The 17912-nt window shown below is 47.4% G+C and carries 14 protein-coding genes; 10 read left to right on the top strand and 4 right to left on the bottom strand.

Going from position 1 to position 17912, the window contains the following annotated elements; translation table 11 throughout:
• The coding region (locus QUA13_RS20725; protein ID WP_333201524.1) for a cadherin-like domain-containing protein at nt 1-3257 on the bottom strand (3257 nt) is incomplete at its 3' end.
• A 1660-nt stretch (nt 3258-4917) separates the two neighbouring features.
• Between QUA13_RS20725 and QUA13_RS20730 the strand changes: the two genes are divergently transcribed.
• The 3 genes from QUA13_RS20730 (at nt 4918) to QUA13_RS20740 (ending at nt 9209) form a co-directional block, all read left to right on the top strand.
• On the top strand, nt 4918-6618 hold the full coding sequence (locus QUA13_RS20730; protein ID WP_333201491.1) for a CHAT domain-containing protein: 1701 nt from the start codon (nt 4918-4920) through the stop codon (nt 6616-6618).
• A gap of 1622 nt (nt 6619-8240) precedes the next feature.
• Entirely contained in the window at nt 8241-8651 is a 411-nt protein-coding gene (locus QUA13_RS20735) for an AbrB family transcriptional regulator (RefSeq protein WP_172184952.1), read from the top strand.
• Between the two features lie 90 nt (nt 8652-8741).
• The gene (locus QUA13_RS20740) at nt 8742-9209 is read left to right on the top strand and encodes a regulatory protein RecX (protein WP_445242736.1); all 468 of its coding nucleotides are present in this window, start codon (nt 8742-8744) and stop codon (nt 9207-9209) included.
• A gap of 103 nt (nt 9210-9312) precedes the next feature.
• Here the strand turns inward: QUA13_RS20740 and QUA13_RS20745 are convergent, their stop codons facing one another.
• Nucleotides 9313-9828, bottom strand: a complete 516-nt coding sequence (locus QUA13_RS20745) for a DUF4385 domain-containing protein (protein ID WP_172184948.1) — start codon at nt 9826-9828, stop codon at nt 9313-9315.
• Nucleotides 9825-10250: a DoxX family protein gene (locus tag QUA13_RS20750; RefSeq protein WP_172184946.1), complete on the bottom strand. Its 426-nt coding sequence runs from the start codon at nt 10248-10250 to the stop codon at nt 9825-9827. The genes QUA13_RS20745 and QUA13_RS20750 overlap by 4 nt, the downstream gene beginning before the upstream one ends.
• A gap of 338 nt (nt 10251-10588) precedes the next feature.
• On the opposite strand from QUA13_RS20750, the gene QUA13_RS20755 reads away from it, so the two are divergent.
• The 5 genes from QUA13_RS20755 to ureG all read left to right on the top strand — a co-directional run bounded on the left by QUA13_RS20755 (nt 10589) and on the right by ureG (nt 13902).
• A complete protein-coding gene (locus QUA13_RS20755) occupies nt 10589-10786 on the top strand; it encodes a hypothetical protein (RefSeq protein ID WP_333201497.1) in 198 nt (65 codons plus the stop codon).
• 353 nt (nt 10787-11139) lie between these two features.
• Nucleotides 11140-11631, top strand: a complete 492-nt coding sequence (locus QUA13_RS20760) for a DUF4168 domain-containing protein (RefSeq protein ID WP_333201498.1) — start codon at nt 11140-11142, stop codon at nt 11629-11631.
• Nucleotides 11632-11890: 259 nt separating this feature from the next.
• The gene (gene ureE, locus QUA13_RS20765; RefSeq protein WP_333201500.1) at nt 11891-12328 is read left to right on the top strand and encodes an urease accessory protein UreE; all 438 of its coding nucleotides are present in this window, start codon (nt 11891-11893) and stop codon (nt 12326-12328) included.
• A 219-nt stretch (nt 12329-12547) separates the two neighbouring features.
• Complete coding sequence (locus QUA13_RS20770; protein ID WP_333201502.1) at nt 12548-13261, top strand: urease accessory protein UreF; 714 nt, start codon at nt 12548-12550, stop codon at nt 13259-13261.
• A gap of 44 nt (nt 13262-13305) precedes the next feature.
• Entirely contained in the window at nt 13306-13902 is a 597-nt protein-coding gene (gene ureG / locus QUA13_RS20775; protein ID WP_333201504.1) for an urease accessory protein UreG, read from the top strand.
• 70 nt (nt 13903-13972) lie between these two features.
• Here the strand turns inward: ureG and murG are convergent, their stop codons facing one another.
• Nucleotides 13973-15070 (bottom strand): undecaprenyldiphospho-muramoylpentapeptide beta-N-acetylglucosaminyltransferase, encoded by a 1098-nt coding sequence (gene murG, locus QUA13_RS20780; RefSeq protein WP_445242737.1) that lies wholly within the window; start codon nt 15068-15070, stop codon nt 13973-13975.
• Between the two features lie 185 nt (nt 15071-15255).
• Here murG and QUA13_RS20785 point away from each other — a divergent pair, with 185 nt between their 5' ends.
• Both QUA13_RS20785 and QUA13_RS20790 read left to right on the top strand, forming a co-directional pair.
• Nucleotides 15256-16161, top strand: a complete 906-nt coding sequence (locus QUA13_RS20785) for a nuclear transport factor 2 family protein (RefSeq protein WP_333201506.1) — start codon at nt 15256-15258, stop codon at nt 16159-16161.
• A 211-nt stretch (nt 16162-16372) separates the two neighbouring features.
• Nucleotides 16373-17161: an SDR family oxidoreductase gene (locus tag QUA13_RS20790; RefSeq protein ID WP_333201508.1), complete on the top strand. Its 789-nt coding sequence runs from the start codon at nt 16373-16375 to the stop codon at nt 17159-17161.
• The last annotated feature ends 751 nt before the right edge of the window (nt 17162-17912 follow it).

Raw genomic sequence — 17912 nt, forward strand, 5'->3', positions numbered from 1 at the left:
CCGTTCGAGTCAAAATACAACACCGTTTCGTTCGAGGCATTCGTAAATGCGAAGAAACCAGCCGTTGTAGAATTGCCTACGGCTTTAGTTTGTGCAGCTTCCAAAGAGGCATAACTGCCGCCGGTGAAAATCACTAACTCTTTGCCAGTAATGTCCGGAGAAACCCCGCTAACACCGTCAAAGTTAGTCGTCGTCAAATTACCGAAAGCGCTCGCGCTAAACTCGAATTTGTCTACCCCAACAGTAAAGTCGGAAATTTTATCGCCGCCTTCTTTAGTTGTCCTGTAAACAAACAGATCCGCACCACTGCCGCCGCTTATGACATCCAAACCGAGGCCGCCGGTGATGGTATCGTTGCCGTCGCCGCCTTTGAGGGTATCGTTATAATTGCTGCCGACAATCTTGTCATCGCCTGCTAAACCATCGAAATTAACAGCAGCCGGATAAGTGCCGAAATCCACATTGTCAGGGCCAGCAGTACCGACAGGAATATTTAGTGGCGTGCCGGTGAAGACAAAGTTACTGACTTGCAGGCGAATGTTCACCGAGAAACTGGTGACAATTTCAAAGCGCGCCCCAATAGCAAATACCAGGACGGAACGGCCGGTAGTGGCATCTGTAAACTGACAGAAAGTAGGCGCGTCTGGGTTGCCACCCAAAGCTGCAAACCGCGCTTGCAAAGACGCGATGCTGGTAACAGTGATATCCGCGGTGAAGTCGAGCAAATTAGCGCTGCCGATCGACCCAACAGTAGAACTAGCAGTAATCTCCAGTCGAGTCAAGCTAGCAACGGTGAGATTACCAAAAGCTGCGGTAGAAAGCTCTAAAAGATCGTCATCGACATTAAAGTCAATAATTAAGTCAGCTTCTGCAACTGTTTGAATCTCTTGGCGGGAAGTGCGGTAAATAAAGCGATCCTTTCCACCACCCCCACTTATAGTATTGGTTCCTAGGCCGCCTTCGATAGCGTCATCGCCATCATTTCCAGTTAATGTGTCATTCCCAGCACCGCCTATTACTGTGTCATCGCCGATGCCAGCTTCGATATTGTCATCGTCATCGCCGCCGTCGATATCGTCAGCGCCATCGCCGGCTTTAACTTTGTCTTTGCCTTTGCCTGCTTTTATTTTGTTTTTGCCTTTACCGACTACGATATCGTCGTCGTCATCGCCACTGTCGATATCGTTATCGCCATCGCCTGCTTTAATTTTGTCCTTGCCTTTGCCGCCGATGATTTTGTCCTTGCCTTTGCCGGCTGTAATATCATCGTCACCATCGCCGCCTTCGATGTCGTTATCCAGCGTCGCCGAACCGACAATAACTTGAGCTTCTGTATTGCCAGCAAACTTAAAGACATTTTGCTCGATTTTCAAGCTAAAACGCTGGCCGGTGACAACGTTTTTGCCGTTGCTAACTTCAAAGCCAAAACTAGCGGCACCGATAAAACCGGATGCCGCTTTGAAAGTTAACAAGCCTGCATTAATGTCTGCTTGAGTGAAGGTAACACCGACTTGTGTTACCGCGACTCCCTTAAAGAATAGTTGACCGGTTGTAGTAGCGGGCAGCTCAGTTAGCTTGAAGACTATGTTGCTAGGACCTTGCTGGGCATCGACAAAACTCAACAACTCAGAAGTAATAGTTTGCTCGCTGCCGCTGGAACCAGCAGTCAAGCTATTATTATTTCCCACTCGCGGAGGATTAAAAATCGGGTTCGGAGTTGGAGTTGGAGTTGGAGTTGGAGTTGGAGTTGAACCGGTAACTCCTAAAAAGTCGCCAGCATCGATAAGCGTTGCGTTGACATTCAACAATAGCGTCAGCGCGAAGTTATTGACCCGAATTTCGGTATTGCCACCGACTTGTATAAAGGTCAAGCTGCTAAAGTTCAAATCACCAAACAGCAGAAACTTATCCTCGTTGTCTGCGAAGTCAGTGATGACTGCACTTGCCCCAGAGGTACTGTTACTCACGACATAAACGTCAGATCCAGCACCGCCGACACAGGTATGGTTGCCAGTACCGCCCATCAGCGTATCGTTGCCGTCGCCGCCCATCAGGGTATCGTCGCCGTCGCCGCCGCCGCTAACGCTGTCGTCGCCGCCGCCGCCGTCTGCCATGTCATTGCCGTCGCCCGTAACGAGGGTATCGGTGCCCGCACCGCCCATCACGGTATCGTCACCGTCACCGCCGATCACGCTATCGTCGCCGTCGTCACCGCTGCAAACGTCGCTGCCGGCACCGCCGATCACGGTATCGTCGTCGTCGCCGCCGCTAACGCTGTCGTCGCCGTCGTCGCCTGCACAGTTATCGCTGCCGGCGCCGCCGATCACGGTATCGTCGCCGGTGCCCCCGCTAACGCTGTCGTCGCCGTCGTCGCCTGCACAGTTGTCGCTGCCGGCACCGCCGTTAACGGTATCGTCGCCGAGGCCGCCGCTAACGCTGTCGTCGCCGTCGTCGCCTGCACAGTTGTCGCTGCCGGCACCGCCGTTAACGGTATCGTTATCTTTGCCGCCGTTAACGGTATCGTTGCCGTCGCCACCGCTAACGTTGTCCTTGCCCTGATCGCCCCTGACGGTATCGTTGCCTTCGCCGCCCTCGCAATCGTCGTCGCCTTTGCCGCCGATCACGGTATCGCTGCCGCTGCCGCCGCCAACGTCATCGTCGCCTTCGTTGCCGTGCACCCAGTCATCGCCGTCATCGCCTTCGCAGGTGTCGTTGCCGGTACCGCCAAAAAGGCTGTCGTTATCTTTACCGCCGTTAAGTTTGTCGTCACCTTTGCCGCCCTTAACGTTGTCTTTATCGCGATCGCCCTTTATTTCATCGTCGTCATCGCCGCCCTCGCAATCGTCGTCACCTTTACCCCCGTAAATTTTATTTTTTTTGCCAGGGTTTCCTTTGATTGTGTCTCGGCCTTTTTTGCCGAATATCTCCTCGTTAGCGCCGGTGGCGACAATTAGGTCATCGTCATCAGTACCGAATAGGGTTCGGCGGCGATCGATGCCGTTGCCATCATCTAAGTCATCTGTGTCGCCCGCATCTTCTTGGGGTACGGCGTTAAATTCAGCAATGTTGCTGTTATCTGCAACTTGACCGTTATCGGCGGTAGTGCCACTGTTTTCTGCGATCGCTACCTTAATTAACTCGGCTAACTCGTCGTCGGAAATCTCAGGGGTATTGTTGTCGAAATCCTCGACAGGAATTTGTGTTTCATCTCGATCGAGAAAAAGTGTTCCCGATACATTTCCTAGTTCTTCTTCCATTCTGAATATTTCCCAAAAACGTTTGAGCTTCTTACCATCAATTTATCAGTAAGCAGGAGGCAGCAGAAGAAAAAATTTAAACTTCATGATTTCGCCTGCTAGAGGGGCTGATGTCCTCATCTTTACTATAGATGCCACTTAAACTGCAAGGTTTTTTTTCTCATTTGCGAGTTTTATTTTCTGCCATTGCGCACCAAAATTAATTGATCCGCCATTTACACTGTAAGTGCTGCGCCGAAGCGCCTAGCATTTGAGATGTTCTCCGTAATTTCTACATTAAGCTGCGCCGAAGTGCCCTTGATTGTAGATTTTCTACGTAATTTCTACAGTAAATTAGCTGAACTTAAACTCGCAACTTAGCAACTCCCCAAAATCTCGATCCCCACAATTTTACCCTTGCTTTTCTTGCGATTGAGCCTGGTTGCATTAAATTTTTGTAACACTCCCAGCTCGGACAAACCCTTCCCTGACTTAGGATTTGAGCTTCTTTAACTAAAGGACTACACCCTCCTAACTTTAGTTCCCCATGACTAATTAGAAATTTAGATTGTTCGCCCGGGCAAATATTTGTTTTAATTTTCAGTCGCAGAATTGTCTCTCGATTTGACTGAGGCGAGCAAACTGAAATACTATTTATTTTGATATATAAAAATAGCTCTGCAAAAATCTATTTATGTCAAGACAGATTGTAATATTTAGAAACGTACAGGAATAAACGCAGGAGTTATTTTGGGTTAAAGTTGTAAGTTCGCTCGGCATTTCGAGCGGGACTGACGCAGGGCGATCCTGAGAAAACCAGTTGTTTTGTAGAGGTTTCGCTGCCCAATCAAATATTTCTCCGAGAAACCAGCTTGATGAGGCTTAGTCCTCTAGATTATAAAAATGATTGTTGCTTGAGAGGACAGGAATAATTTGATAGCGGTTGTATTGTTGAGAATTCTTGCGTCCTTAATTTTATTTTTCCTGCTTAACTTTAACTAGATTAAGACAGTTAAATAAAAAAGCTAATAACATAAAAGTGGTAAATAAGCAATGCTCGATTAGCAATTATCGAGGGTCAACTATCGATTACGGATCGCCACAGAGGTCTTACGGATGAGGGTGGATCGCTTACGGATGAGGAGCCAGGGCTGACCAATTAATTAATTGACACAAAATCAAGATTTCAGATGGGGGGTTAGTGGTAGAGGATAAGCGCTAAGGACCGATCGACAGATCGAAAAAAAAAAAAAATACTCAACTTTGTCTCCGATATTGCCCTGAAACCGGTTGGCGAGAGCCGAAGTAATTTTAATAAGAACTAGAGATCCGCCTGGTAAAGTGCTTCCAATTTAACTTTACTCAGCAATGAGAAACTCAAGTTTGCGACGAATCTAAAGGGGTCTGCGGTAGAGGTGCAAAATGTTAAAGATAGCAAGATTCGAGAAATTTCGGCTTTCACTGAGCCACAGGGCAATAAAAACTAATAAACTGTTATTAAAGTACAACTTTTATAGCCTCAAAGTGTTTGAACAAATATATTTGACCCCAGCGTTCGCCCGATCGGGGGAAGCGCATTCAGAAACTTTGATTGAAAGAGTAAAAATAATTTTGCCTATGGCTATTGCTAGCCGCAAAAACGCAGGCAAATTCAGAATTAAGGCGGGAGGGCGCTAAATCCGTGAGCCAGGAATTTCAACTCTCAGTCACCCCAGTTGGGGACGACGAATATCTAGTGCGGACAGAAAGGGTTGCACCCGGTGTACCCTTAGCAGAAGAACAAGTCCGCTGGCCGATCGACGAATGGCTGGCACTGTCTGCTCAACTGATGAACGACCCGCTGGTGGGCTTGCTCCAAGGAAAAGCATTACAGGGAACCAGTTTGGCTGGTCGCGGAATCTCGCGCTCGGGAAACAACTCAGGGCCCAATTTAGTAGCCCTCGGGCAACAATTATACAGCGGGCTGTTTCAAGGAAACTTGCGCGATAGCTGGACTTGCGCTCAAGGCATCGCCCAGCACCGCCGAGAAGTGCTGCAACTGCGACTCGGACTCAAAGGCCGGCACTTGCCGCGGCTGCCGTGGGAAGTTCTGCACGCAGGCGATCGCCCTTTGGCAACCGGCACCGATGTCGTGTTTTCCCGCTACCAACCAGGTACAAGTTTGTTCAAACAAACCCGGATACTGCCCAGTGGCGGGCCGCTAAAAATTTTAATGGCGATCGCCTCTCCGAGCGATCGAGACAGCTTGCAGCTCAAGCGAGAAGTGCTCCACCTGCAACAAGAACTCCAAAACCGCACCGCTAACCCTCTCAAAAACAGCCCTCACTCCCCGGAAATTCAACTGACTATTCTCGAACAGCCCGATCGAGAACAACTTACCCAAGCCCTAGAACAAGGACACTACCAAGTCCTGCACTACGCAGGCCACAGCAACTTAGGTTCCAGAGGTGGGGAACTCTACCTAGTCAGCAGCCGCACCGGCTTAACCGAAACCTTGAGTGGCGACGATTTAGCTGGATTGCTCGTTAACAACGGTATTCAGATGGCCGTGTTCAACTCCTGCCGCGGCGCCTACGGCGACCCCTCAAACCTCGCGGACGACAGCCCAGAACGCAACTTAACCGAAGCTCTAGTCAAGCGGGGCATTCCGGCAGTGCTAGCAATGGCAGAAAGCATTCCCGACGATGTAGCCCTAACTCTCACGCGGCTGTTTTACCGCAACCTCAATCAAGGCTATCCAGTCGATCTCAGCCTGAGTCGAGCCAGAGCCGGGCTAATTTCTGCCTACGGTTCTCACCAGTTATACTGGGCTTTGCCTATTCTCTACCAGCACCCGGACTTTGACGGCTATCTGACCGGCGCCCCAGCCCAAGGCGCGGCATCCGGGTCTCGGGTGCCAATAATCGCGTCGGGAACGCAGCCGGCTCTCGCGGGTACAGAATGGAATGCGCCACCTTCGCTCTCGGCGATCGCCCAATACCCGGCGACAGCCAATAGATCATCGCATGATTCAGACAGTTCTGACGGCGAAGTCTGGGAATATTTTCCTGACCCATTAAAAGAGTGCAGGGATTGGGTTCACCAGAACGATCGACACGAGGCTGCTAATTCACCGAACTCACCGACGGCTTCGCCGTCCTCTATTAATAATCCTGACTCTTCGGTTATCCAAGAAATTTCCCCTGCCACACCGGCTCACAAACCGTTAAAAAAACCAGGATTGAAAAAATCTGTCGCCCTGGTGCTTTGCTTGTTGCCGATTGCTTTGAGTGCTGGCTTTTTTGGGTGGCGGTACTCGCACCAGCGAGACACGAAACCAGAAGAGTTACTGCCGGCGGTACGGACTCCCCTGTCGCAAAATTACCTGCAAGAACGCCACTAAAAGCAACAACCTCCGTCAGTGCTGAGTTTGGGCCCGCTTGCCATAACTCCAAACTGGCGGAGGTTGTTGCTGGCAATTGGCTCACGGCTGCCGCTGGAAAAGTTATCAAAAGTATGCTGCTCGATCGAGTCTCGGACTTACGCTCATCAAACTGGTTTCTACCCAACATCAGAAGCTAGGCCACCTGCACATCTAGGAAGAAAATGGGTTTCTCGTCGATAGAGTAAGTCCGGGACTACTTAATATATAATTCGTCAGTCAATTTGAGATTTTAGACTTCGGCATCAGCGCTCAGTCGAAGGATTTGAGATTTTAGATTTACTCCACAGATAAATCTGGGATCTTGAACAAGAATCTAAAATTTTGATTTCTCCACGACAGGAGTCGGTGACTTGTATCCGTTTTTGGGCGGGCTGATTCGGCAGCCTGAGCATTCGTCATTCGGTACAAGACAATAAAAGCAAGAGCTGCAACAATTAAAAACGTCCTCACCGTCAGGGTGGTTACTATATTTCACAATAAGTAATTGTGCAAGTGGTGGTGAGTTTGACGTGCCCCTACAGCTTGCGCATAAATTTTGAGACTCTGGCAGTTTGCCGGCTACGAGTGGAAACCAGTAGATTTACACCGAAACTCCATCCCGGGAACTGCTGATAATTTGTAGTGCATGAAACATTTAAGCTGTTGTGCATTTAACTCGGTCTTTTTCAATTCCCCTGTGGAAAGAACCTCAAATTTTCTGGCTTGGGGCCGGAGGAGGAAGATTTTCCCGAGTTCCCCCTGAAAATCTACTGATACGCGGCGAAGCGTTAAGATTCGCGAAGCAATCTCGCCCGATCAAAACTATTCCCCTCTTGGTGCCTGCGTGATGTTTATGCCGCCGCGCCCATTGAGCCGGGTTTTAGGTTAAACCCGTTCAACGAACAGGTGAAATTTCCTTCAATTTTTACCTGATTGCCTTCCCCAGACTGCTTTCTCTGCAAGTTATATGCCGAACACCTTAATAGAAGATTGCTCGTTGGTATTTGGGGTTGTGAGGGGATTTGCCGCCAGAAAAACAGGGTTTATACCTTTTTAGATTTTAGATTTTAGATTTTAGATTTTAGAATTGGGAATGACTTATTCCATAAGGGTTTGGAGCTTGCCTACAGTTGGATTCTTTTTGTAAACTGGTTTTGGAAGTAGCTGGCAGCGGCATCGAGAACAAGTGCTGCCTCGCCTTGTTGAGGTAAAAGTTAACCCCGCGCAGGTAAATGCTTTCGGCAGATTTGCAGCGGCAGCACTCTAGGTATTTCGATTCATGGCTGTGTTGTTTTTACCTTGACCGCAGACACGATCGGACATTGGTGAATGCAGGGAACAGACTTTACTGTAAAAAAGTAAAGCATTTAATTTGCGACAATAATTCCCTGCCCGATCGCTCCGAGGCTTAGGCAAGCATTTGAGCCGCGAGGAGCAAATTGATCGCCCTTCGAGCATCCTTACTTGCACACCCGGTCTTGAGGTCGCAGAAATTTATCCAGAATCTTAATATTCAGAATTCTTAGTATTGACAGTGAAACAAAGTTAATCTAATGTGTTGTAATTGATATAAGTAAAGTCCAATAAGCGAGGTACGGTCAATGGCAGAAACAGCTACAGCACCCTTAACAGGAAAAGGTCTGCTTCAAAAAATCAAAGGCAGCGATTTGCCGCGCAGAGAACTTGCAAAGCTTTGCGGCTACTTCACGGTCAGCAAAAGTGGAGAAACCCGGATTAATCTGGCTGAGTTTTACGATGCAGTGTTAGCTGCTAAGGGCATTGAGCTAGAGAAGTCGAAAGCAGACGGACGCGGGCGAGAAGCGAGTTATCGAGCTAGCGTTCACAAGAATGGTTCGATCGTGATCGGGGCAAATTATACCCAAGAAATGGGATTAAAGCCGGGAGACGAGTTTGAAATTAAACTCGGATACAAGCACATTCGCTTGATTCAGATCGATGTGGACAGACCGGATGTGGATGTGGATGATGAAGAGGAGGATACAGAAGAATAGAGGCGATCGCGATGCAGTCAGCCGATAGCAAGGCGACTGGATTTGGCATTCGCTACACGAGTATTTGCGCGCCACCCTTCGATTTAACTGATGAGCTGTCTTGACTATTTCTATTTTCTCTTGTCCCGCAAAGATTACAGTGCCTCTGAACTTCGCAAAAAGGGGCAAGAGAAAGGTTTTGGCAATGAGGAAATATTGGAGGCGATCGCGCAAATTCAAGACCGGGGCTATCAGTCCGACACTCGCTTGGTGGCAAACTCGATCGCCTCTGCAGCAGGCAAATACGGGAAATCGGCCATCAAGCGCAAGTGCCTGCAAAAAGGAATTACCAGCGATTTGTTCGAGCAAGTCTGGGAAGAAGAAATTCCCGAAAATCAGGACTCCGAAGCAGAAAAACTGGCCGAATTAAAAGCCAAAGTCATGCGCAAATACAAGCTCGATACTTTGGGTAAAGCAGATCCGAAAACCAAGGGAAAAGTCTTGAATTACCTGCAATACAGGGGCTTTAATGCCTTTGAAATGTGGCGGCAGTGGCAGGCGGAAGAAGAAGATGAGTAAGTTATAGGACAACCCTCGATCGATGCGGCCCCCAGATAGTCAAGGACAACTGCACTGCTGGCTGGGGGCTAAATTGTGAGTTCTGAGTTTTTGTAACTGTATGTCAATCCTCAGACTTGACTAAATAAGATTCGTACATCTGCCGGTGTCTGGCTAAAAGCTGGAGATATTTCTCGTTGCTTTTGGCCAGCATCCATTTCTCTTGAAAAATGGCGGCGGATTCTGCTTTCACCGGATCTGCTTGTAGCGGCAAAATATCTTTTCGAGCTGCGCTTTGCTCTGCAACAGACTTCAGCTTTTGAGGGTTTTGCTGGTATTTTCGGCCGCTTTTGTGGTTGGCGTAGCGACGCGATCGAGTGTAGCCCATCTGTAAGAACTTGCGGGCCATGTCGGCTCCCACAAAATCTTCGCGATCGAGATACTCTAAAAACAAGGAGTAAATTTTGCTGCTGGACTCCCTGGCAATTTCAGGAGTCTTAAATCTCCAGAAAGGCAGAATTTCTCCTTTGTAGGGTTCCACCAACAGCACTCCCTGTTCTCCTTTCCCTACCCGATAAAGTTCCGGGTGCTGTCGAAAGTCGATGTTCTTAAAATCCAAAGAGTAGTCGAACTGCTTCATTGGGCATTTTCTGTTCTATCTGGAACTATAGAAGCCCGGGGTTTACCTTCGTCTGGTTGAGTATAAACCCAAGCCCAAGCAATCAAGACAGCTTGAAAAGGCAGCCTGAACCAATACAGTAATTGGTTGTGGGGAATCCCTTCTATAGGAATGTTGTTGACGGCTTGATTGATATTAGCTGGAAACACGGCAATAAACAAGGCAATTAATCCCCACGCAGCCGCCCTGCTGACAGGAGGAACTAACAGCCCAATTCCTCCCAAAATCTCAAAAAAACCGCTGATATAAACCAACGCTTCCGGGTAAGGAAGCTGGGGCGGCACGATTCTGATAAAAGGTGCGGGCACTGCAAAGTGCAGCACGCCTACAATATTGATAGCTACTGCGAGGATAACTCGCCAAATTTCTTTTTGACTTTTCATGGGCAATCGGTAATTAATAATTGTTAACTTGCTGCGATAATGCTTGCAAAAGTTGCCTATCTGGGATCGAGATGACAAGAAAACTGAGACACAAAAATTCCAGCTTTCCGGGTTTGTCTACTCTTGCTGCTCGCTGAAAGGATCTTGTTTAGTAGAAAAACCTGGTTTCTGGGTAAGTCCCTGACAAGTTTTCTCAGCCCCAAACTAGAGGAAGCGAGAACTCGAATCGACAGCCTGCGCGTTGACTGCCGAAAACAGATAGCGCGCATTTTGATACCAGGATTTTAATGTCTAGTTCCCTGCTGCTGTCTCTATCTTCGGGTAGTAAAACCTGATTTTTGGTTTCGGCTAGGGCTCAGTCAGCAGCCAAACCAGGGGGATTTTCTCGATCGACAAATGCGCCTGGGCTTAACATTAAATTATCCAGAGAATTGATGAGTGCGATTGCTTCTAAATTTGACCTTGCCTTGCAGGCAATTCCCTACCCTACCCTACGGGAACCCCTACGGGGAACGGGAACCCCTGCGGGAAGATAGCTTCGCTCGCACGTACCTTGATTAGACTAATTAATGCGAGTAATTTGTCAATAACTTTAAGGATTATTTAAGATTTTCGCTTTGAGAATTATTTGGAGAGGCAATTCGGAAACACTCTGTAATTAAAATAAGCGTCTCTATTTCGGGTTTTGTCAACTTCCTACAGATGTTACAATGGATCAAATGATCGAATTTGCTAAAAACTCGATAGCCATAGCAACTCCCAAATTATCCTGCTGGAATTCAAAATTGTCACCAACGGCAGGAACTTTTTAGCCTCCACATTATTCAAAAAGATTGAGCCTCCAAGCGCTGTGTCATTTTTATCTACACGCAAGCAATCACCGACGACCATGAACACCTCACTGAACACCTCTACATTTGGCATAAACCGGATGCTGCGACAATCGCTGTTGCTTGGCATCATTTCTGCAGCAGCTTTGGCTAGCGGATGGGCGCCCGGTTTGTACGGACAATCCCCCAACCTCGTTTTCGGAGCAGCAGCCCAAGCTCAAGAGATTAGCAGCGAGGAAATTACTAGCTACGCTCGCGCTGTGTTGGCAATAGAACCCAGACGGGTGGAAGCTTTTAACGAAATTAAAGGAATGGCTGGGGGATCGGTTCCCAGAGTAGTGTGCAACGAAACTCAGGAAATTAATAGGTTGTCTGGAAATGTTCGCGGTATCGCGGTGAATTACTGCCAACAAGCTAAAAAAGTTATCGAAACCAATGGTTTGACAGTTAGTCGCTTCAACCAGCTCACTTTGCTCCAGCAAGCGAATCCGGCAGTCAAACAGCGAATTCAAGCGGAACTGCTGCGGCTGCAACAAACGGGAAATCAATAAGCTTGAGGGTTTGAGTCTTTCTTCCTCTCCCGTTCGATTGTTCGAGTGACTAGACGGTATGCAAAAATTTTTGAAAAAATGGCGATCGTCTGTAATAAAGTGCTTGACAAAACAACCCAAATTTGGTATAGAGATAAGAACGGGAGCGGTTTAGAGAGATGACTATTTTCCCACTAGGTGTAAATTCCAATTAAAGAGCAAAAAATATTCCTCAAAAACTAGATGTGCAGTGAATTGCTCTGAGGAATAGAATATAAAAATGCTAACTTTCACAAAATATTTGCCTGCAAATCCCGATGCTATTGTCAGCTTTACTTTACCAATGACAGCCGACGATCGCACTCGCAGCCGCCACCGATTCGAGACAGAGACGGGGGAAAGGCTGCACCTGAGTTTGCCAAGAGGTACGGTACTGCGCGATCGAGATTTATTGCAGTCGGAAGACGGTAGCTGTTTGGTACTGGTAAGTGCAAAACCCGAATCGGTGCTGACAGCGCGGGCATCAAGTCCGCTGCTACTGATGCGGGCGGCTTATCATTTAGGCAACCGTCACGTAGCTTTAGAAATTGCCGATAATTATTTAAGACTTTCTCCCGACTCTGTGTTGCAGGGAATGCTCGAAAAAATGGGTTTGGAAGTAATAGAGGAAATTGTGCCGTTTCAGCCGGAAATGGGCGCTTACGGGCACAGCCATTAGATTTTAGATTTTAGATTTTAGATTTTAGATTTGCTCCCACCGATGAGTCCGAGGGCTTATGACCAAATTGGTTTCGGCCATTCAATTAGATTTTAGATTTTAGATTTTAGATTTTAGATTTTAGATTTACTCCCACCGATGAATCCGAGGGCTTATAACTAAATTGCTTTCGGCCATTCAAGAAGCAAGAAGTCAACAGTCAACAGTCAACAGTCAACAGTGAACAATCAACTTTTATCTTTGTTGCAGTTAGCTTTTGCACCTGTGGGAGCTTATAGTTATTCTGAGGGAATCGAAAGTCTGGTAGAAACCGGTGCGATCGACAGCGAGATTACGTTGAGGAATTGGTTAGAAAATTCGCTGCAATTCGGGGCTGTTCGAGTAGAAGCCGCTGTGGTGGTACGGGCTTTGAGGGCAGCCCAGATTGGGGATTTGACCGCTTTGAATTACTGGAATGCTTGGGCGACTGCTGCTAAGGAAACAGAAGAGTTGCGCTTGCAAAGTTGGCAAATGGGGCGGACTTTGGTCAGGTTGCTGCTAGATTTGCGTGAAGCGAAGCTATCCCGCAGGGAATCGCCCGTTGCTTCTGAGTTAACAACAAGTGTAAAAGATTTGGTGGAATTTGGCGGCAATCCGTGCAATTTTGCGATCGGCTTTGGCATTGCCGCCGCCAACTGGCAGATTGAAGAGGAAGCCGCCGTGTTAGGATATTTGTACAGTTGGGCTGCCAATTTGGCGAGTGCGGGCGTGAAACTGATTCCCCTCGGTCAAACAGCGGGTCAACAGTTACTGTTAGATTTGCAGTCTCCAATTAGCTGTACGGCACAAGAAGTTTTAAAATTAGAAGATGATGATATTGCTAGTTGCAGTTGGGGATTAGGCCTAGCTAGCATGGCGCACGAAACTCAGTACACTCGGTTGTTTCGCAGTTGAAAATTAGAAAATCTAAAATCTAAAATCTAAAATCTAAAATTGCTATGGGTGCTTTTCGTGTAGGAATTGCGGGGCCAGTTGGTTCGGGAAAAACAGCTTTACTTGATGCTTTGTGCAAGTCGCTGCGGCAGCAGTACCAGATTGCGGTTGTTACTAATGATATCTATACTCAGGAAGATGCACAGTTTTTGGTTCGGAGTCAAGCTTTAGAGAGCGATCGAATTTTGGGCGTAGAAACGGGAGGCTGTCCCCACACAGCCATCCGCGAAGATGCTTCCATTAACTTAGTAGCTATAGAAGAGTTAGAACACAAATTCACGGATTTAGATTTAGTATTTGTCGAAAGCGGCGGCGACAATTTGGCCGCCACCTTTAGCCCCGAGTTAGTAGATTTGACAATTTACGTAATCGATGTCGCTGCGGGCGATAAAATTCCGCGCAAAGGCGGGCCAGGAATTACTAAATCTGATATGTTGGTAATTAATAAAACAGATCTCGCACCTTATGTAGGAGCAGATTTAGGCGTAATGGAACGGGACGCTAAAAAAATGCGAAACGATAAACCATTTGTTTTTACTAACTTGAAGACCAAAGAAGGATTAGAATCAGTAGTTAAATTCATCCACTCCCATATCGTGTAAAACATCAGTCTGCATCTGCGTTCATCTGCGTTTATCTGCCTTCATCTGCGGTTAAAACTCCTAAAAACTCTCACCGCACCACCAATTCCCTAACCAAATTAGCCAAACGTTCTGTACTGTCTCTCACCGCTAATTGAGCAGCAGCTTTAGACATTTTTTCCAAATATTCGGAATCTCTTAACAAATACAATACTTTGCTTTGCAACACATCTGCGGTTAGTTCGCTTTGACGGAATACCACGGCGGCGCCGGCTTTAGCAAATACTTCCGCATTAAATCTTTGGTGGTCGTCAGCGGCGTGAGGAAAAGGAATTAAAATAGAAGGTACTCCCGTCACTGCTAATTCTGTAAGAGCACTCGCGCCCGATCGACTAATTGCTAAATTTGCTCGCTGCAATAAGCTCGCCACATTGTCGTAAAATGGCATAGACAAATATTGCTCGTGTTTTAAACTCTCAGCCTCCGGGTCATTATTTCCTGTCAGGTGAACCACCCAAGCACCAGCATCGAACCAAGCCGGAGCACACTGGCGCACTAACTGATTGATAGCGACAGCACCTTGAGAGCCACCCATGACTAAAATTACAGGTACACTGTCAGGAATTGGCAAATTTAGAGGTTGGGGGGCGAGGAATTGCGATCGCACCGGTGTACCCGCAACCACGGTTTTCGCGCGGGGTAAATGCTGGGCTGCTGCTTCAAATCCGATCGCCACAGCAGTGCACAAAGGACTAAACCAGCGCGTCACCTTCCCCGGAATGGCATTAGATTCGTGGAGAATCACCGGCAACCCCAAAGAACGGGCCGCCAGAATTGCAGGTGCTGCGATGTAACCGCCAGTAGTAAAAACTCCCTGAAAATTTCCCGCTTTGAGCAACTTCCGCACCTGAAGGATCGAGCCGGCGAGTCCGCCCAAAATTCGCAGTGTACCGAGCCCAAATTGCTGCTGAAAGCCTTCGACGGCGATCGTGTGGAGGGGGTAAAGGGATGAAACTAACTGGGTTTCCATGCGGTCTGGGACTCCCAGCCATTCGATCTGACAGTCGTTCAACTGACTGGCGGTGGCGATCGCGGGAAATAAATGTCCACCAGTGCCGCTAGCTGCAACCAACAACCGGAGGGGGGCTTTTGTCAAGGTATTTGTTTCTTTTACAAGTACAAGTTCCACAGGTCGAGCGATTTTATATTTGAGGTTTTAGATTATTATGCTTATTATTCCGGCAGTTTCAGCCAATTATCAATCAGCAATCTAAAATTAGATTGTGCCGTGTCCGTCCTTCCGTTGTCAGTTTTCGTTGCAGGCGAACAGTTGCCCGCGCCACGACTCCTGACAAATAACCAAATTATCACCTAATGCGTAATTTTTTGAATTTAGTGCCAAGTGCATCTGAGTATTTTTCCAGCCGACGGCTGGAAAAAGCCGATCGGGCGATCGTTTTTGGCTTTAACTGCGGGCAGTCGATCGCTCAAATCTTGTTATGTTTAACAGTGGTAAGTGCTGGCGTGCTGCATCCGAGTGCAGCAAGAGCGATCGGTGCGATCGCGGCGACTCCCCGAACGATCGCCCAAAGCCCTGCAAATGCGCCCGCCCCACTCACAAAACTGCTAACAGAAATTGACGCAGCGGCCAATCGGCGCGATGTCAAAGCAGTTATGGCATTTTACAGCCAGAACTTCACTCATTCTGACGGCTTAAACAGCCAAAGCATGGCAAAAGCCCTCACCCAACTCTGGGAGAGATATCCGAGTTTAAATTACCGCACCGAGATCAAATCTTGGAACACCGAAGGTAGCGCCATTGTCGCTGAAACCGTAACTACAATTTCCGGCACTCACAAACAGGATGGCAGAGAATTAACTCTCAAAGCTACTATCCGTTCTCAGCAGCGCTTTGAAGGTGAAAAAATAGTTAAGCAAGAGATTTTAGCAGAACAAACTCAGCTTAGTTCTGGCCAAAATCCTCCCACAATTGAAGTGAATGTGCCGGAGCAAGTTAAGGTGGGCGAAGAGTACCATTTTGATGCCATTGTTCGAGAGCCGATCGGCGATGATATTTTAATAGGGACTGTTTTGGAGGAACCCATTACCGAAAAAACCTTTTTTAATCCCTCAGAAGTCGAGCTGGAGTTGCTAAATTCCGGGGGAATTTTTAAAGTAGGTAAAGCTCCGGCTACCCCTGAAAATCGGTGGGTTTCAGCAGTTTTGATGCGACAAGGCGGAATTGCAATGGTTAGTGTGCGATTGCGGGTTGTCAAGTAATAAAATAGGTGGTATTGGTTATTTGGGTAATTTCTGTAGTGGCGGGTTAAGTAAAATCTCTAATACAAAGGAGAGAACGGGTAAACCTGCCCCTACAAGAATTATGGTTATTTGACCAGACTTGATTTTATGCCAACTAAAAACTAAGTTTGTTCCTCTTCCTTCCTCTCTGCGCCCTAGAAAGGTTAATACATCTTCCTTATTATTAAAAATGATTTCTATTCACAATCAAATTGTTTTCATTACAGGTGCAAGTAGCGGTATCGGAGCAGCCTGTGCCAAGATATTCGCCAAAGGTGGAGCAAAACTAATTTTAGCAGCCCGCCGCTTTGAAAAACTCGATCGACTGGCAAACGAACTTGTCGAAACAAAATCGATCGCGTCGGCGAACGAGATTTACTTGCTAGAATTGGACGTGCGCGATCGCCCGCAAGTCGAATCGGCGATCGCTGCGCTTCCCGATGCCTGGAAAAGCATAGATATTTTAATTAACAATGCGGGATTGAGCCGCGGTTTAGACAAACTGCACGAAGGCAACTTTCTAGATTGGGAAGAAATGATTGATACCAATGTTAAAGGCTTGCTGTACATGACTCGCTCGATCGTGCCGGGAATGGTAAGCCGAGGCCGCGGCCACGTAGTGAATATCGGCTCAATAGCCGGCCGCCAAACTTATCCGAAAGGCAATGTTTATTGCGCTTCCAAAGCAGCAGTGAGAGCTATTTCCGAAGGGTTGAAACAAGACCTTTTGGGAACACCAGTGCGGGTGACGGAAATAGAGCCTGGTTTGGTGGAAACAGAATTTAGCAATGTCCGGTTTCACGGCGACTCAGAAAAAGCAAAAAATGTCTATCAAGGATTGACACCTCTGACTGCTGACGATGTAGCCGATGTCGTGTATTTTTGCGCGACGCGATCGCCCCACGTCAATATTAGCGAAATTTTGTTAGTTCCGACAGACCAAGCTAGTGCAACTCTGGTTCACCGAAAAGAGTTTTGAGTTTTTAGTGGTAAGTGTCCGGATTGCGCTCGAATTCTCAGCAAGCTTAATTGGTAGATGCACCCTGATTAATTAACTCCCGACCAATTTTGGCCGGGTTTTTTTTGGCAATCGCACCCTTAGCCACACATTCTCCAAAATTCTGCCAAACTGTCCTGAAAGAGGTGCTGTGACGTGGGAGATTAAATTAGTAGATGCACCCTGATTAATTAACTCCCGACCAATTTTGGCCGGGTTTTTTTTGGCGATCGCACGCCCTTGCGACAAATTCTCCTAAATTCTGTCAAATTGTCCTGAAAAAGGTGTTTTGAGGCGGGAGATTATATTAGTAGATGCACCCTGATTAATTAACTCCCGACCAATTTTGGCCGGGTTTTTTTTGGCGATCGCACGCCCTCACCACAAATTTTCGCAAATTCGGCTAAAGTGTCCTGAAAGAGGTGTTTTGAGGCGGGAGATTAAATTAGTAGATGCACCCTGATTAATTAACTCCCGACCAATTTTGGTTTGGGGTTTTTTTTTGCGATCGCACGCTGATGCTGAAAAAGTTTGAGGTTGTCCGGATTGCGATCGAATTCTCAGGAAGCTTAATTGGTAGATGCACCCTGATTAATTAACTCCCCGCCAATTTTGGTTTGGGGTTTTTTTTTTCGGTATCGACGGTGATGCTGAAGAAAGTTTGAGGTTGTCCGGATTGCGATCGAATTCTCAGGAAGCTTAATTGGTAGATGCACCCTGATTAATTAACTCC

Origin of the sequence: Microcoleus sp. S28C3 (assembly GCF_036700785.1) — a bacterium.
GTDB classification, from domain to species: domain Bacteria; phylum Cyanobacteriota; class Cyanobacteriia; order Cyanobacteriales; family Microcoleaceae; genus Microcoleus; species Microcoleus asticus.

What these genes read in the sequence shown, in the direction of transcription:
- QUA13_RS20740 (WP_445242736.1), top strand. Translation starts at nt 8,742, where the DNA reads ATGAGCTGTCTTGACTATTTCTATTTTCTCTTGTCCCGCAAAGATTAC.
- QUA13_RS20750 (WP_172184946.1), bottom strand. Translation starts at nt 10,250, where the DNA reads ATGAAAAGTCAAAAAGAAATTTGGCGAGTTATCCTCGCAGTAGCTATC.
- ureE (WP_333201500.1), top strand. Translation starts at nt 11,891, where the DNA reads ATGCTAACTTTCACAAAATATTTGCCTGCAAATCCCGATGCTATTGTC.
- QUA13_RS20790 (WP_333201508.1), top strand. Translation starts at nt 16,373, where the DNA reads ATGATTTCTATTCACAATCAAATTGTTTTCATTACAGGTGCAAGTAGC.
- QUA13_RS20785 (WP_333201506.1), top strand. Translation starts at nt 15,256, where the DNA reads ATGCGTAATTTTTTGAATTTAGTGCCAAGTGCATCTGAGTATTTTTCC.
- ureG (WP_333201504.1), top strand. Translation starts at nt 13,306, where the DNA reads ATGGGTGCTTTTCGTGTAGGAATTGCGGGGCCAGTTGGTTCGGGAAAA.
- QUA13_RS20760 (WP_333201498.1), top strand. Translation starts at nt 11,140, where the DNA reads ATGAACACCTCACTGAACACCTCTACATTTGGCATAAACCGGATGCTG.
- QUA13_RS20745 (WP_172184948.1), bottom strand. Translation starts at nt 9,828, where the DNA reads ATGAAGCAGTTCGACTACTCTTTGGATTTTAAGAACATCGACTTTCGA.
- QUA13_RS20735 (WP_172184952.1), top strand. Translation starts at nt 8,241, where the DNA reads ATGGCAGAAACAGCTACAGCACCCTTAACAGGAAAAGGTCTGCTTCAA.